Source organism: Flammeovirga kamogawensis, assembly GCF_018736065.1.
Classification (GTDB): Bacteria; Bacteroidota; Bacteroidia; order Cytophagales; family Flammeovirgaceae; genus Flammeovirga; species Flammeovirga kamogawensis.
Window position 1 is genome coordinate 1503459 of record NZ_CP076128.1, and the last position, 16604, is coordinate 1520062.

Genomic DNA, 16604 nt, shown 5'->3' on the forward strand with positions numbered 1-16604 from the left:
TACAATCATGCAAGACAAATATATTAACCCCTTTACAGATTACGGCTTCAAACGACTTTTTGGACATGAACCTAATAAAAATATACTTATCGATTTCTTAAATGAACTTCTAAAAGAACAAGAAGGAGAAATTAAAACACTCACCTACTTAAAAAATGAACATTTAGGATCTAGCGATGTAGATCGAAAAGCAATATTTGATCTTTATTGTGAAAATGATAAAGGAGAAAAGTTTATTGTTGAATTGCAAAAAACGAAACAAAATTTCTTTAAAGATAGAACACTCTATTATTCAACCTTCCCTATTGTAGAACAAGCTAAAAGATCTAACTGGAATTATGAATTAAAAGCTGTTTACACCATTGGCATATTAGATTTTGTATTTGATGAAGATAAAGAGAACAAAGAAAAATACAGATACGATGTAAAGCTCACAGATATAGATACAAATAAAGTATTCTATGATAAGCTCACATTTATATACTTAGAAATGCCTAAATTTAATAAAGACATTACTGAACTTAAAAACAGATATGAAAAATGGCTTTACGTTATTAGAAACCTTAATAAACTAGATCGAATCCCAGTAGAACTACAAGAAAAAATATTTGAACAATTCTTTCAAACGGCCGAAATTTCAAAAATGACAAAACAAGAGCTCCTCTCCTACGAAGACAGTTTAAAATATTACAGAGACCTAAAAAATTCTCTAGATACTGCAAAAGGTGAAGGAATTGAGATTGGTATTAAGATTGGAAGAGAAAAAGGTAGAGAGATTGGAAAAGAAGAAGGAATTGAAATAGGCGAGTACAACAATGCCATTAAAGCTGCAAAAAAAATGCTCTCTGATGGATTATCAATTGAGATAGTCTCTAAATATTCTGGGTTAACTCTTGAAGATGTGAAAAAGTTACAATTGTAATTAAACATCCAACAAGGATGGATCAAGATTTAAAGGATTAAGAAGATTTCACTATCGATTTCCAAATGAAATAGGATAAAAATTGCTACCTTCTAGAAGCCACGACTGAAGTCATGGGCTGATGATACAGCATCGATTTCCAAAATAGTATATGATTAAACACCTACTACATCACCCCAATTGAAAAACAAGACATCGAGCAACAACAAACGTCCTTGAAGACAAAAGCGTCAAGAATTTATGAAAGTAAAATCGACAAGAGTAATTCACTGTCTGAGGCTTTAGCCGAGTTCGAATTGCTCCGATTACACGAAATAAATTTTAGCTTTTGAATTCACAGACTAGCTTTTTTTGATTCGTTTTTGCTGCAATGGAAAAAATGAAGAACCCAACGGTTGAAACCATGGGCTGATGATAAAGCATCATCGCCAAGAAAACTGATACAAAGACTAAGGGCATAACACTTGTTAAAAGTGTACTTATTTCTTTGAAATATTAAAATCATTAATAAGAACTTCGATTTCTTTCTTAAGAATAGGCAGATGCTTTATTAAAACAGACCAAATCATTTCATCTGAAATATTATCATAAGCATGAATAACTTGATTTCTCAAGCCTATTACTGATTTAGCACTTGTTATTTGATCTTGAATTAAAGGAGTTGATTTTATAATCCGATTCATTGCTTCACCAATAATTTCCAAATCTCGTTCAATTGCTCTTTTTAACATTATGTTTTCACGATAAACAAAAAAATCTTTAGGTATGTCTGAAAAATAAGTTTCAATTTCTTCTATTGCAATCTTTATATCAAACAACCATTTTAATGTTTTGTTATCCATAAATAAGCTCTTTTTGTTTATTAATAGAGTTTATGAAAATTGGATTACGAAGAGATTGCTCTTCAACGAGATCAATTCGTCTATTAAAAAGTAATTTCAAATTTTCTTTTAAAGCCATATAATTTTCAAAATAACTAGATAGCTCACCCCTCTTAAACCTCACCAAAAAATCAATATCACTATCCTTTTTTAGAGAACCTGTTACTGCAGATCCAAAGAGAAATAATTTTTCAACATTATATTTCTCACACAAGTTTTGTATTCGAATACTATGAATTTCGTTAATTATATTCATAATGCAAAGATAAGAAATTTCGCCCTCAATATATAACCCTTCTAAAACCCACGGTTGAAACCATAGGCTGATGATACAGCATCGATTCCCATAATAGTATATATTAATCGAAAACTACATCACCCCAATTGAAAAACAAAACACCGAGCAACAACAAACGTCCTTGAAGAAAAAAGCGTCAAAAATTTATGAAGTGAAATCGATCAGAGTAATTCACTGTTTGAGGCTTTAGCCGAGTTTGAATTGCTCCGATGGAACGAAATAAATTTAGCTTTTGAATTCACAGACTAGCTTTTTTTGCTTCGTTTTTACAGCAATGGAAAAAATGAAGAAACACGATTGAAAAACAAGCAACCCATTAACAACAAGGACCAAGATTTAAAGGATTAAAAGATTATGAAGATTTACTATCGATTTCCAAATTAGTATATGATTAAACACCTACTACACCACCCCAATTGAAAAACAAAACAATGCGCATCTCAAAACGTCCTTGAAGAAAAAAGCGTTAAGAATTTATAAAGTGAAATCGACAAGAGTAATTCACTGTCTGAGGCTTTAGCCGAGTTTGAATTCCTCCGATAGAACAAAATAAATTTAGCTTTTGAATTCACAGACTAGCTTTTTTTGCTTCGTTTTTTCAGCAATGGAAAAAATGAAGAAACACGATTGAAAAACAAGCAACCCATTAACAACAAGGACCAAGATTTAAAGGATTAAAAGATTATGAAGATTTTATAAGTAGATCTAGCATGTTTCAGAAGTCCCATCATTTACAACATTACATTGAAAAGCAACGTAACGAGCATCTCAAAACGTCCTTGAAGACAAAAGCGTCAAGAATTTATGAAGTGAAATCGATTAGAGGAATTCATTGTTTGAGGCTTTAGCCGAGTTTGAATTACTCCGATGAAACGAAATAAATTTAGCTTTTGAATTCACAGACTAGCTTTTTTTGCTTCGTTTTTTCAGCAATGGAAAAAATGAAGATCAACCACGATTGACAAGCAAGCAACCCATTAAAACACCCCTAACAAAAATTACGAGTAAAAAAAATACTCACACCCTTGGAAAACAAAAAAAAACCACACAAATTTACGCTCGTTACGAAATAGAGGTCATACAAAAAGAAAAAACTGTGTGACTGACGTGGCGAAGCCATGCCCGGTACAAACTAAATAATAAATAAAACAAAGGAACAAACTACTCTTAATCACTTGCTAGACGCACTAATAACTTCAAAAACCCGCCTTAAATTACTCCTAAAGTTCTTTATCAATCCTACAAACACATCTTACCTTAGAGGGTTAGCCACTGAATTTTCAGAATCTACCAATTCTGTACGTGTGGAGCTGAACCGTTTGGAAAAAGCAGACATGCTGATGTCTTTTGTAGAAGGAAATAAAAAGCTTTTCAAGGCCAACACCAAGCACCCTTTATATACAGACATACAAACCATTGTATTAAAATATGTAGGTATTGATGCTATCATTGAAAAGGTATTAAACAACCTTGGTGAAGTACAAAAGGTATTTTTAGTAGGCGATCTAGCCAATGGCATCAATAACAAAACCATTGAGTTATTGATTGTAGGCGAAGTAAATGAAGAGTATCTGCAATCGACCATCCATAAAGTAGAGAATACAATCAAGCGTTCGATACGCTATACCATAGAAAGTATTCCTCTATTTAACGAACATTCTTTGCCTGTCCCCTCATTAAAAATTTGGGAAGATACAAATGCAAACTAACACACAATCAATACAATGGATGGCGATCTACACGAAACCTCGTGCAGAAAAAAAAGTAGCAGAGCGCCTCGCAGATAGAGGTTATGAAGTCTACTGCCCTACTTACACCACTCTTCGCCAATGGAGCGACCGTAAAAAAAAGGTTACGCTCCCCGCAATTCCCTCTTATGTATTTATTAGAATTCAAGAAAATCTCCGTTGGGAGGCCTTGAAAGATCCTGCTGCCTTAAACTTTGTTTTCTGGCAAGGGAAACCGGCTGTTCTTAGAGATGAGCACATAGAAGCGTTTCAACGTTTTATGGGTGAGCTTTCTGATACAAGTACAGTAAATATGGCAGATCTCACTTCTGGCGATCGTGTACTCATTAAAAAAGGAAACTTTGATGGTACTGAAGCCAATGTTTTAAAGATAAATAAAAAAGATATCACACTTATATTACCTGAATTGGGAATTAAGTTGGTATGTCAACATGAAGATATAGATACGCTCTAATCCTCCTTATCATCAACCCAAGACTTAAGATATAGGCTGATGATAAGGAGAGAATGAAGCTCGTAGAAAAAAAACAAAGGTCACAATTTATAACAAACAGCCTTGAAGGCAAAAGCGTTTAAAATTTATTAAAAAGAAAGCGAATAGTACAATTCACTGTTTGAGGCCTTAGCCGAGTTTGAATTGTTCCGCTTTACTAAAAATAAATTTAGCTTTTGAATTCCAAGCTTAGCTTTTTTTACTTCGTTTTTGCAGCAATGGAAAAAATGAAGAAAACTACCATGCAAAAAATATTACTCGTTTTCGGAACCCGACCAGAAGCTATAAAAATGGCACCTCTAGTCAAAGAATTTCAAAAAGATCAAGGAAATTTTGATACAAAGGTTTGTGTAACCGCACAACACCGAGAAATGCTTGATCAAGTATTAGAATTCTACGAAATTACTCCAGATTACGATTTGGATTTAATGAAACCCAATCAGAATCTATTTACACTAACTGCCGACATTATTACGGGTATGAAACCCATCTTAGATGAATTTCAGCCTGATCATGTTTTTGTACATGGAGATACAACGACAACCATGGCGACAAGTTTAGCTGCTTTTTATGGTGGTGCAAAAGTAAGTCACATTGAAGCAGGGTTAAGAACGTACAATAAGCTTTCACCTTTCCCTGAAGAAATCAATAGACAAATTACTGGACGTATTGCTGATTATAATTTCGCCCCTACTAAAACATCAGAGGAGAATTTATTATCAGAAAAGACACCTGCAGAAAATATATTGGTAACTGGTAATACCGTAATTGATGCACTTTACTTTAGTGTAGAGAAAGTGAATCAATTAGAAAACCACCCTGAAATTGAAAAATTAAAAAACTTAGTAGATACTTCTAAAGATCTTGTGCTTGTTACAGGACACCGTAGAGAAAATCACGGACAAGGTTTCTTAAATATTTGCCAAGCATTAAAAAATATAGCAGAACAGTCGGATGCACAAATCATCTACCCTGTTCACTTAAATCCGAATGTACAAAAACCAGTCTACGAAATACTATCTGACGTAGACAATGTACATTTAATAGATCCACTATCGTACCCTTCATTTGTATGGTTAATGGACAAAGCAAAACTAATTGTAACCGATAGTGGTGGCGTTCAAGAAGAAGCTCCTTCTCTAGGTAAACCTGTATTAGTGATGCGAGACACTACAGAAAGACCTGAAGCAGTAGATGCAGGAACAGTAATTCTTGTAGGCACAAACACAGAAAAAATCACTTCAGAAGGACTGGACCTCCTAATAAATGAAGAACGCTACAAACAGATGAGCCAATTACACAATCCTTACGGAGATGGTAAAGCAAGTCAGAGAGTTGTAAACTTCATGAGAGAACTAGAGGTAGTCCCACATTAAGATATTCTAATCATTATCATAAGCCCAGGACTTATGATAATGGAACAAAATTAGTTCATACTATCTACGAAGAAAAATACTTAAAAAACTAAATAACAATGAAAGTAACAGTAGTCGGCCTAGGATATATCGGCCTCCCCACCGCAGCATTAATAACACAAAATAAAGTAGCTGTACATGGCGTAGACATCAATCAAAAGGTAGTAGACACCATTAACGCAGGAAAAATACATATTGTAGAACCAGAATTAGATACCGCTGTTGCCAATGCAGTAAAAGAAGGGTATTTAAAAGCAGGCACTACACCAATAGAAGGAGATGTTTACCTTATTGTAGTTCCTACTCCATTTAAAGATAAAAACGAGCCTGATATTTCATTTGTAGAGGCCGCAACGAAAGCAGTATTGCCTTTATTAAAAGAAGGTGATTTATATATTATTGAATCCACTTCTCCTGTAGGTACTACAGAAAAAATGGCCAATCTTATCTATTCTGAAAGGGCTGAACTAAAAGACAAATTACATATTGCGTATTGTCCTGAACGTGTATTACCAGGTAATGTAATGTATGAGTTAGTGCATAACGATAGAGTAATTGGTGGTATTGACCAAAGTTCTACTCAAAAAGCAATTGACTTTTATGCCAATTTTGTAAAAGGACAATTACACCCTACCAATGCACGTACAGCAGAAATGTGTAAATTGGTAGAAAACTCATCTAGAGATGTACAAATTGCTTTTGCTAACGAGTTATCTTTAATCTGTGATAAAGCAGATATCAATGTTTGGGAATTGATTGAATTGGCCAACAAACACCCTCGTGTAAATATTTTACAGCCAGGTTGTGGTGTGGGCGGACACTGTATTGCAGTAGACCCATACTTTATTGTAGCAGATTACCCTATGGAATCTCAGATAATTGGTAAAGCTCGTGAGATCAATAACTATAAAGCTTTCTGGTGTGCGGAGAAAATCAAAACAGCAAAACTAGAATTTGAATTAAAGCACGGTCGCAAACCATCTGTTGCTTTAATGGGCTTAGCGTTTAAACCAAATATTGATGATTTAAGAGAGGCTCCAGCTAAATACATTGCTCAGAAGGTGTTACAAGATGCTAACCAAGAGGTGCATTATATAGTAGAGCCTAACGTTGTGGAACATCCAGTTTATAAATTAACAGATTATAAAGTTGCTGCAGAAAAAGCGGATATTATTGCTTATTTAGTTGCTCATGATGAGTTTAAGGATTTAGTTGTGAATACGAATGCAACTGTTTTGGATTTCTGTGGGATTAAGAAGTAAATGGAGATGAATATTAAGACTAAAAAATTAGGTATCATCGGTTTAGGTTATGTAGGCCTACCTCTAGCAGTAGAATTCGGTAAAAATGGTTATGAAGTTGTTGGCTTTGATATTAACCAACCAAGAATCCAAGAACTACAAAAAAATATTGATACAACATTAGAGGTTACCACTGAGGAGATGAAAGAAGCTAAAGGCTTATCTTATTCTTATAACCTAGATGACATAAAAGACTGTGATATATACATTGTTACTGTCCCTACACCAATAGACCAATACAAAACACCAGACCTTACGCCACTTAAAAGAGCAAGTGAGACGGTTGGGAAAGTAATTTCTAAAGGGAACATTGTTATTTACGAATCTACAGTATACCCTGGGTGTACGGAAGAAGAATGTATTCCAGTGGTAGAAAAGACATCAAATTTAAAGTTCAATACAGGTTTCTTTGCAGGTTATTCTCCAGAAAGAATTAACCCAGGTGACCATGTACATAGAGTACATAACATCATGAAAGTAACTTCTGGTTCTACTCCAGAAATTGCTGATGTAGTAGACAGTCTATACGCTTCTATTGTGACGGTAGGAACACACAAAGCCTCTTGCTTAAAAGTGGCAGAAGCAGCGAAAGTGATTGAAAACTCTCAACGTGATTTAAATATTGCTTTTGTAAACGAGTTATCAAAGATATTTGACAAGGTAGGTATTGATACTTTAGAGGTATTAGAAGCCGCAGGTACAAAGTGGAATTTCCTCCCTTTTCGTCCCGGTTTAGTTGGTGGACACTGTATCGGTGTTGATCCTTATTACCTTACGTATAAATCTGAAGCATTAGGATATCATCCGGAAGTAATCTTAGCAGGTAGACGTATTAATGACAGTATGGGACCTCATGTAGCAAATCAAGTAATTAAATTGATGCTTAAAGAGGGACATGCTATTAAGAATAGTAAAGTATTGGTATTAGGTATCACATTTAAAGAAGATTGTCCTGATATTAGAAATTCTAGAGTTATTGATGTTATCCGAGAATTTCAAGAATTTGGTGTTGATTTAGATGTTTATGATCCTTATGCTTCTAAAGAAGAGGTAAAAGCTGAATATGGTATTGATTTAATAGAGATAATCTCTTCTGAATATAGTGCTATAGTTTTAACCGTTTCACATGCCGAATTTAAAAATTTAGATTGGGATGCTCTTAAATCGTCATCTACAATTATTTATGATGTGAAAAGTGTATTACCAAAAGAACTTATTTCTGATAGATTATAATTTATGTATATTATTACATTAAAAAATAATAAATCTTTTATCTGTGATAAAAATGAAACCATTTTCGATGCAGCAAAAAAGAATAATATCTACCTTGAACACAGTTGCCTAAAAGCTCGATGTAGTGCTTGTAAAGTAAAAGTACTAGATGGTCAAACAATACAAATTGAAGATGATTTGATATTAACTGATTCAGAAAGAAAAGAAGGATATATTTTATCTTGTAATACAAAAGCATTATCTGATATCTCTTTAGATATAGAAGATTTAGGAGATATTGAACTTTATGAATCAAAAGTAGTTCCTACTAAAATAAACAAAATTGAACAGCTTACTAAGGATGTTATAAAAGTTATCCTCAGACTCCCCCCTACTGCCAATTTTCAATTTAATGCAGGACAATATATTAATTTGATAAAAGGGACTACAAAAAGAAGTTATTCTATTGCTGAAATTCTTAATGACAAATCTTTAGTTTTTTACATCAAGAACTATAAAGGTGGTGAAATGAGTCAGTATTGGTTTAATGAGGCGAAACCAAATGATTTATTAAGAATGGAAGGACCTTTAGGTTCATTTTTCTATCGACCAAAAGAAATTATTAAAGAACTAATCTTTTTAGGAACTGGAACTGGTATTGCTCCTATTAATGCTATTCTTCAATATTTTGATAAAAATCCCGAACTAATTCAAAATAAAAGTGTCAATGTGTACTTCGGTGCAAGACATGAAGAAGACCTCTTTTGGTCAAATAGCTTTAATACTATTGATATTACTTTTACACCTGTTTTATCTAAACCTCAAGGTAATTGGCCTGGAGAAAAAGGTTACGTACAAAATAGTTTACTACAAGATATATCCAATTTGAAAGAAGCTCAGGTATTTGCGTGTGGATCTGATCAGATGATTCAAGATGCCAAAGTACTTTTACTTGAAAATGGATTAGAAGAATCAAATTTCTATGCAGATGCCTTTATCTGTACTAACTAATAATCATAAATAAAACATGAAAGCTGTTATTCTAGCAGGTGGTCTTGGTACTCGATTAAGTGAAGAGACTGTGACAAAGCCTAAACCTATGGTTGAAATAGGTGGAAAACCCATTCTATGGCATATTATGAAGATTTATTCGCATTATGGCATTAATGACTTTATAATCTGTTGTGGTTACAAAGGATATGTCATCAAAGAGTACTTTGCCAATTATTTCAATCACATGTCAGACATTACTTTCAATATGATTGATAATAAAATTGAAATACATGAGAAAAGAGCAGAACCTTGGACTATTACTTTAGTGGATACTGGTGATTCATCAATGACCGGAGGAAGATTAGGGCGTGTTGGGAAATACTTAAAAGATGAAGATACTTTCTGTTTTACATACGGTGATGGTGTAGGTGATATTAATATCAAAGCATTGATTGATTTTCATCAATCACATGGAAAAGAGGCGACACTTACCGCTACTTTTCCTCCTGGTCGTTTTGGAGCTTTAGATATACAAGAAGGAGAAGTAAAACAATTTCAAGAAAAACCTAGAGGAGATGGAGCTCTGATAAATGGTGGGTTCTTTGTCTTATCACCTAATGTCTTAAAACGCATTGAAGGAGATGGTACTGTATGGGAACAAGAACCCTTAAAAGGTTTGGCGGCTGACGGACAATTAATGGCCTTTAAACATGAAGGTTTTTGGCAACCTATGGATACTTTAAGAGATAAAATGCATTTGGAAGAATTGTGGGAAACTAAAAAAGCACCTTGGAAATTATGGGTATAATCAAAGGACAAGTAAATCCTGAATTTTGGAAAGGAAAAAAAGTCTTTCTAACAGGTCATACAGGATTTAAAGGTAGTTGGTTGTCATTATGGTTACAATCTATGGGAGCTATTCTAAAAGGATATGCTCTTGAAGAGAATACAAACCCTGCACTTTTCTCTGTTGCAAACGTTGCTGATAATATGCAATCTGAAATTGGAGATATAAGAAATCTATCACAACTCAAACAGAGTATGGTAAGTTTCAATCCAGATATTTTGATTCATATGGCCGCTCAACCTTTAGTGAGATTATCTTATAAAGATCCTGTAGACACCTACTCTTCCAATGTGATGGGAACAGTAAATGTTTTAGAAGCTGCTAGATATTGTTTAAATCTTAAAGCAATAGTTTCTGTTACTACTGACAAATGCTATGAAAACAAAGAGTGGACTTGGGGTTATAGAGAAAATGAACCTATGGGTGGTCACGACCCTTACTCCGGTAGTAAAGGTTGTGCTGAATTAGTGACTTCTTCTTTTAAAAGATCCTTTTATAATGGAGAAGACACCGCTAATCTTGCTTCAGCAAGAGCAGGAAATGTAATTGGTGGTGGAGACTGGGCTGATGATCGATTAATACCAGACATTCTTACTGCTTTTGAAAACAAGAAACCCGTAATTGTAAGAAATCCTTTATCTACAAGGCCTTGGCAACATGTCTTAGAACCTCTTTCAGGTTATCTTGTACTTGCTGAACAACTTTTTGTGGATACTACTCTTGCAGAAGGATGGAACTTTGGACCTATAGATGAAGATTGTAAATCCGTAGAATGGATTCTCAACAAAATGGTCAACTTATGGGGAGATGGAGCTTTATGGGAATTAGACAAAAATAGTCATCCTCATGAAGCCGGTTTCTTAAAATTAGATTGTTCTAAAGCCAAGAATAGCTTAAAATGGGAACCTAAATGGAGGTTGGAAAATACATTATCATTGATCATCAATTGGCAACAGGCTTTTAGAAGTAATGCGAATATGCAAGATCAATGTATTCAAGAAATAGAAAAATATCAGAATTCAATATAATGGAATCAACTAAAGCACAAGAATTACGCAAACAAATTAAGGGTTTGGTAGAGCAATATGCTCAAGAAAAATATACACCTGTAGCTTTTGAAGGTGGAAGTACAGCTATTCCTCCTGCTGGTAAGGTAGTTGGTAAAGAAGAACTTCAAAATATGGTCGATGCTTCTTTAGATGGGTGGTTAACTACAGGTCGTTTTAATCAACTTTTTGAGAAAAAGCTAGCAGATTTTTTAGGTGTTAAATATTGCTTATCTGTCAATTCTGGTTCATCAGCTAATTTAGTTGCCTTTAGTGCTCTAACCTCTCCTAAACTTGGTAATCGAGCGATCAACAAAGGAGATGAAGTAATTGGTGTAGCAGCAGGTTTTCCAACAACTGTAAATCCAATTGTGCAATTTGGAGCAATTCCTGTTTTTGTTGATGTGGATATTAAAACGCATAATATTGATGCGGACCTGATCGAAGCAGCCATCACACCTAAAACAAAAGCTATTATGTTAGCGCACACTTTAGGCAATCCCTTTAACTTGAGTAAAATCCGTGCATTATGTGATAAATACAACCTTTGGTTAGTAGAAGATTGTTGTGATGCATTAGGTGCTACGTACAACGATCACCTTGTGGGTACTTTTGGTGATATTGCAACATTAAGTTTCTACCCAGCTCATCACATTACAATGGGTGAAGGTGGTGCTGTATTTACGAATAATCCTGAGTTAAAATTAATTGCCGAATCTTTCAGAGATTGGGGCAGAGATTGTTATTGTGCTCCTGGGTGTGATAATACATGCGGTTGCCGTTTTGAACAACAGCATGGAGAGTTGCCTTTTGGTTACGACCATAAGTATGTCTACTCTCATACAGGTTACAACTTGAAAATCACTGATATGCAAGCGGCATGTGGTTTAGCTCAATTAGACAGAGTGGAAGATTTCATTCAAAAAAGAAGAGAGAATTTCAATTATCTAAAAAATAGGCTTTCTAAATTAGGAGACTTTCTTCAACTTACTGAAGCAACTGAAAATAGTAACCCTTCTTGGTTTGGTTTTGCCATAACATTAAAAGAATCATCTGGTGTAAATCGTGTTGATTTATTACGTTTCTTGGATAGTCATAAAATAGGCTCAAGGTTACTTTTTGCTGGTAATTTAACGAAACAACCTTATTTTAAAGATATTGACTATCGAGTAGTAGGGGAGTTAAAAAATACAGATGAAACAATGAATAATACTTTTTGGATTGGTCTTTTTCCTGCATTGGGCGCAGAACATTTTGAATTTGTAGCTGAAAAATTGGAAGAGTTTTTTGGTCTTAATTTCTAAGAAATGAAAACATTATTATTGACTGGGGCTACTGGTTTTTTAGGTAGTAATCTTCTTAAAGCTTTTATTTTAGAAGTAGATCAAATTATAATTTTAAAACGTTCAACTTCTAAAATAAATCGAATTGAAAATTTAATCGATCATCCAAAAGTAATTTCTTATGACATTAATTTAATTTCAATTGAGGAAGTGTTTTCACTGAATAGTATTGATTTCATTATTCATACGGCCTGTTCTTATGGAAGAAAAGGAGAAAGTATGAATGATATTATTAAAGTAAATACCATATTTGGAACACAACTTTTAGACGCTGCAGTCAATAATAATGTTAAACTTTTTATTAATACTGATAGCTTACTACCTAGAGATATAAACATTTATAGTTTATCAAAAGCTCAATTTACCGATTGGCTAAACTTTTATTCTGACAAAATCAAAGTAGTCAATTTCAAAATTGAACATATGTATGGACCTGGCGATGATGACAACAAGTTTATCTATAGGTTGGTAAAACAATTGAAATCAAAAGAGGTAACTAGAATACCTCTTACATCCGGTTTTCAAAAAAGAGATTTTGTACATATCTCTGATATAATTAGTGCTTACATGATTGTATTTGAGAAAATAGACATGTTAAATCAATTCAATAGTATTGATCTTGGTACAGGAATATTATCTCCTGTTAAAAACGTAGTTCAAGATATTGCTCATGAAATTGAATCAAAATATCAAATTAAAGTGAGTTCAAAACTAGATTTTGGAGCTATTCCATTTAGAAAAAATGAAGTTATGGAGCCAAATATTAATATTGATATTTTGAAACAATTAGGTTGGTCTCCAAAAGTAAAAATTGATAAAGGAATAAAAGAAATCATATGAATAAAAAAACTTTCTTAATCACTTATGATAAAACTGATAGTGGTTTAGCCTACTACTTTTTTGAGGAATTAAAAAAAAATATTAATATAGATTTATTATCTACAAATTTCAAAAATAATGATTTAATAAGTAAAATTAAAAGAAAATTTGGCTATAGAGTATCAAACACCAACTATAATTTAATAATTGATTCAATCAAAAAAAGTAATTGTTTTAAAAATATAATTTTATTCAACTGTGCAGGTTTAAATGAAGAACAAATTAATAATTTAGATAAAATACCAAATTCAAAATTATATTTATATTCTTCAGACCATTTAACTGGCATGGAAAAATATAAAAAGATTTCCACTTTAAAAAGTCTTAGCTTATATGATAAAGTGATCGTTTTTTCTAAAAATATGATTCCAATTTATTATCAATATGGAGCAAAAAATGTCGATCACATCCCATTTGGTTATTCAATCAATAGACATTTAAATAAAAAAATTATAAACGAAAAAGACATTTCAGATGATGTTGTATATTTTGGATCTTGGGGACCACATATTGAAGTAATTTTAAATGAAGTTTCAAAATTCTTTAATTTAAAAATTTATGGAAATGGTTGGAAGCATTCAAAATATAACTCATTAAAAACTATAGCTAACTCAACTAAGTACGATGGAAATACCATGAGAGATCTTGCTAATAAAGCTTCAGTAGTCATCAATTTTATTAGAGCAGAACATGGTTGTTTCACATCTATGAAGACATTTGAGTTAGCCGCTTCTGGTGCATGTATTATCACAAATTATACTGAAGATCAAAATATATTTTTTCACAATAGTGAATTTTCATACTTCAATACATCTGAAGAATTAAAAGATAAAATTTCTTTTTTATTAAACAACAAAAAAGCAAATATTGAGCAAAGAAAAAAATCTTTAGAAACAGTTTCAAATTATAATTACAATAACATATCAAAACAACTAATAGATAGTTTAAACTTATGAAAGAAAAATTGAGAAAATACTATCGAAAATATCATAGTATTAAAAAATTAAATGAATTTATATATAAAATCAATAGTAAAAAAGTTGATGCAATTTTTATTCACATACCAAAAACTGCAGGTATTAGTATTCAGAAAGCTTTAAAGTCACCTATTCAAGCTCACATGATTGCATGGCATGTTTATAAGAGAGTAGACAAAAATATTTGGGATAATACATTAAAGTTTGCAGTAGTTAGAAATCCATACGATAGAATGTTATCTGACTATTTATATCGCGTTAAAACTAATCAACATAATTTACAAGAAAAAAAATTAACTTTTAAAGAATGGTTAAATAAAACTTTTGTTGAATGTGATCCATTTTATCATGATAAAAGATATAATTGGATAAATCAAGTAGATTGGATTTCAAAGCCAAATGGTGAAATTTTAATTAATGAAATTCTTTTTTTTGAAAATTTATCAACCGATTTAAAAAAAATCAACAATAAATATAATTTAGATATTAATCTTAGTCTGAATAACTCCACAAATAGAAAAAAACATTATAGTGAATTTTATGATGAAGAATCTAAGGCAATTGTTGAAAAATGGTATAAAAAAGATTTAGATTATTTTAAATATACTTTTTAAATGAAACTATCATTAGTGTTAAGTAATAACTTTTTAATTAAAATATCGTCAATTGCATTAGCTACTTTATTTAGTATAATTATTGCAAGATTTTTCACCCCAGAAATCGTTGGCATTTTTAATTTATCCATGAGTTATTTAAATATTATTTCTTTAATAACATTAATTGGGACTTCTGAGATAATTCTTTCATCTAATAACAAGGATACTTTTAATCAAAATAGTAAAATAATATCATTTAATTCAATAATTTACAGTACGGTTTCTTTTGTAACACTTTTAATAATCTATTTTTTTATAAAAAATAAGTTTATTATTTCAATTGCTTTTTTGTCAATAACTATTTTACCTTATAATCTAATACAATATAATTCTAATTATATGAAAATAAATGGTTATTTATTTAAATCAATTTTCATAAATGATCCTTTAATTAATTTATTTAGAATTGTAATTTTATTTTTAACTTATATAGTTTTTGAAATATCTTTTGAATCTATTTTATTCATTTATATTTCCTCAATTATTTTAACTTTTTGTTATTCATATTGGATAAATAAAAATGACTTATCATTAAATATTAAAAAAAAAGAAATTCTGAAATTCTACAAAAAAACTTACAAGTTTACTCTTAATAATGGAATAATAATTATTTCGAATTCTCTAGATATAATATTACTAAGTGCATTATCAAGCATCTACGATGTTGGAATTTATAGTATAATAATTAAAATAACATTAATTTACAATGTCACTTTAAATATTATCAACTCTACTTTCACATATCAATTTAAAAACAATATAAATAACAAGGTAGAAATAGAAAAGATTACAAAAAAAACAAGTTTATTATTAGTTTCTTTTGGCTGTATTCTTTATATAATTACCCTATTTTTTGGAGATTTAATTTTATCAATTTGGGGAGATGAATACAAGTCAGGCTATTATCCTCTTATAATTCTTTCTTTTGGATATCTAATTAATTTGATATCCGGTCCTGTAAGTTTAATTTTAATTCTAAAAAATGAACAAAATTATTTATTAAGAACATCTATTATTAATTTAATAATTAATTTAATTGGCAATATATTTTTAATAAATTTCTTCGGGCTAATAGGTGCTTGTATTTCGACAACAATTTCCATGTGTTATTTAAATTTACATAGAGCCCATATTCTATATAAGAAATTTAATATTAAAACTATGAATCTATTTTAGGTATTAAATATGATAAACAAAAGACAAGTCTATAATTTATTTTTCATATTAATATTATTACTTTCAAATATTATAATATTATTAAACAATTTAAGTTTAGCTACATCAACTCTAATTTTTTGTATTTTAATTAATAGTTTATCATTAAAACTTCTTTGTTACAATACATTAATTGATATTATTAACAAGAAGTTTAAATTAATCAATTTCTTTTACTTAAAGACATACATTTCATTTGTTTTTGGTATAATTTTTAATTTTAATAATATAAAAAAAATAGGCTTTAAATATGGATTAAATATCACTTCAGAATATATACCTCTTTCTTTATGCTTTATCATTTTATCAATTCTTGTATTTAAATATTCATACAAATATTCACCGATCTTCATAAAAACAAAACAAAGTACATCAAAT

Annotated in this window: 16 protein-coding genes; 14 read left to right on the plus strand and 2 right to left on the minus strand. The window is 31.2% G+C overall.

The genetic code is table 11. From position 1 onward, the window contains the following. The first annotated feature begins 7 nt into the window (after positions 1-7). Positions 8-922, plus strand: coding sequence for an Rpn family recombination-promoting nuclease/putative transposase (locus tag KM029_RS05865; RefSeq protein ID WP_144072380.1), 915 nt, complete (start codon positions 8-10; stop codon positions 920-922). 479 nt (positions 923-1401) lie between these two features. Here KM029_RS05865 and KM029_RS05870 read toward each other — a convergent pair whose 3' ends face one another. After that, the gene (locus KM029_RS05870) at positions 1402-1764 is read right to left on the minus strand and encodes a HepT-like ribonuclease domain-containing protein (RefSeq protein WP_144072381.1); all 363 of its coding nucleotides are present in this window, start codon (positions 1762-1764) and stop codon (positions 1402-1404) included. Then, positions 1757-2059: a nucleotidyltransferase family protein gene (locus tag KM029_RS05875; protein ID WP_126612171.1), complete on the minus strand. Its 303-nt coding sequence runs from the start codon at positions 2057-2059 to the stop codon at positions 1757-1759. Before KM029_RS05875 ends, KM029_RS05870 begins: the two co-directional genes overlap by 8 nt. Before the next feature lie 1217 nt (positions 2060-3276). Here KM029_RS05875 and KM029_RS05880 point away from each other — a divergent pair. From KM029_RS05880 to KM029_RS05940, 13 genes are all read left to right on the plus strand, one after another. After that, on the plus strand, positions 3277-3810 hold the full coding sequence (locus KM029_RS05880) for an ArsR family transcriptional regulator (protein ID WP_144072382.1): 534 nt from the start codon (positions 3277-3279) through the stop codon (positions 3808-3810). A gap of 19 nt (positions 3811-3829) precedes the next feature. Further along, entirely contained in the window at positions 3830-4303 is a 474-nt protein-coding gene (locus KM029_RS05885) for a UpxY family transcription antiterminator (protein ID WP_158630970.1), read from the plus strand. Positions 4304-4584: 281 nt separating this feature from the next. After that, positions 4585-5718 carry a non-hydrolyzing UDP-N-acetylglucosamine 2-epimerase gene (gene wecB, locus KM029_RS05890; protein ID WP_144072384.1) on the plus strand — a complete coding sequence of 378 codons (1134 nt, stop codon included), beginning with the start codon at positions 4585-4587 and terminating at the stop codon, positions 5716-5718. A gap of 98 nt (positions 5719-5816) precedes the next feature. Next, positions 5817-7019: a UDP-N-acetyl-D-mannosamine dehydrogenase gene (gene wecC / locus KM029_RS05895; protein WP_144072385.1), complete on the plus strand. Its 1203-nt coding sequence runs from the start codon at positions 5817-5819 to the stop codon at positions 7017-7019. Next, a complete protein-coding gene (locus KM029_RS05900) occupies positions 7020-8291 on the plus strand; it encodes a nucleotide sugar dehydrogenase (protein WP_205125417.1) in 1272 nt (423 codons plus the stop codon). A 3-nt stretch (positions 8292-8294) separates the two neighbouring features. Then, positions 8295-9281 carry an FAD-binding oxidoreductase gene (locus tag KM029_RS05905; RefSeq protein WP_144072387.1) on the plus strand — a complete coding sequence of 329 codons (987 nt, stop codon included), beginning with the start codon at positions 8295-8297 and terminating at the stop codon, positions 9279-9281. 16 nt (positions 9282-9297) lie between these two features. Continuing rightward, positions 9298-10071 carry a glucose-1-phosphate cytidylyltransferase gene (gene rfbF / locus KM029_RS05910; RefSeq protein WP_144072388.1) on the plus strand — a complete coding sequence of 258 codons (774 nt, stop codon included), beginning with the start codon at positions 9298-9300 and terminating at the stop codon, positions 10069-10071. Further along, positions 10062-11138 carry a CDP-glucose 4,6-dehydratase gene (rfbG, locus tag KM029_RS05915; protein WP_205125418.1) on the plus strand — a complete coding sequence of 359 codons (1077 nt, stop codon included), beginning with the start codon at positions 10062-10064 and terminating at the stop codon, positions 11136-11138. Before rfbF ends, rfbG begins: the two co-directional genes overlap by 10 nt. Continuing rightward, positions 11138-12460, plus strand: coding sequence for a lipopolysaccharide biosynthesis protein RfbH (gene rfbH, locus KM029_RS05920; protein WP_144072389.1), 1323 nt, complete (start codon positions 11138-11140; stop codon positions 12458-12460). The genes rfbG and rfbH overlap by 1 nt, the downstream gene beginning before the upstream one ends. 3 nt (positions 12461-12463) lie before the next feature. Further along, positions 12464-13339 carry an NAD-dependent epimerase/dehydratase family protein gene (locus tag KM029_RS05925; protein ID WP_144072390.1) on the plus strand — a complete coding sequence of 292 codons (876 nt, stop codon included), beginning with the start codon at positions 12464-12466 and terminating at the stop codon, positions 13337-13339. Further along, on the plus strand, positions 13336-14334 hold the full coding sequence (locus KM029_RS05930) for a glycosyltransferase family protein (protein ID WP_144072391.1): 999 nt from the start codon (positions 13336-13338) through the stop codon (positions 14332-14334). The genes KM029_RS05925 and KM029_RS05930 overlap by 4 nt, the downstream gene beginning before the upstream one ends. Continuing rightward, positions 14331-14969 carry a sulfotransferase family 2 domain-containing protein gene (locus KM029_RS05935; RefSeq protein ID WP_144072392.1) on the plus strand — a complete coding sequence of 213 codons (639 nt, stop codon included), beginning with the start codon at positions 14331-14333 and terminating at the stop codon, positions 14967-14969. Before KM029_RS05930 ends, KM029_RS05935 begins: the two co-directional genes overlap by 4 nt. Continuing rightward, positions 14970-16187, plus strand: coding sequence for an oligosaccharide flippase family protein (locus KM029_RS05940; RefSeq protein WP_144072393.1), 1218 nt, complete (start codon positions 14970-14972; stop codon positions 16185-16187). The last annotated feature ends 417 nt before the right edge of the window (positions 16188-16604 follow it).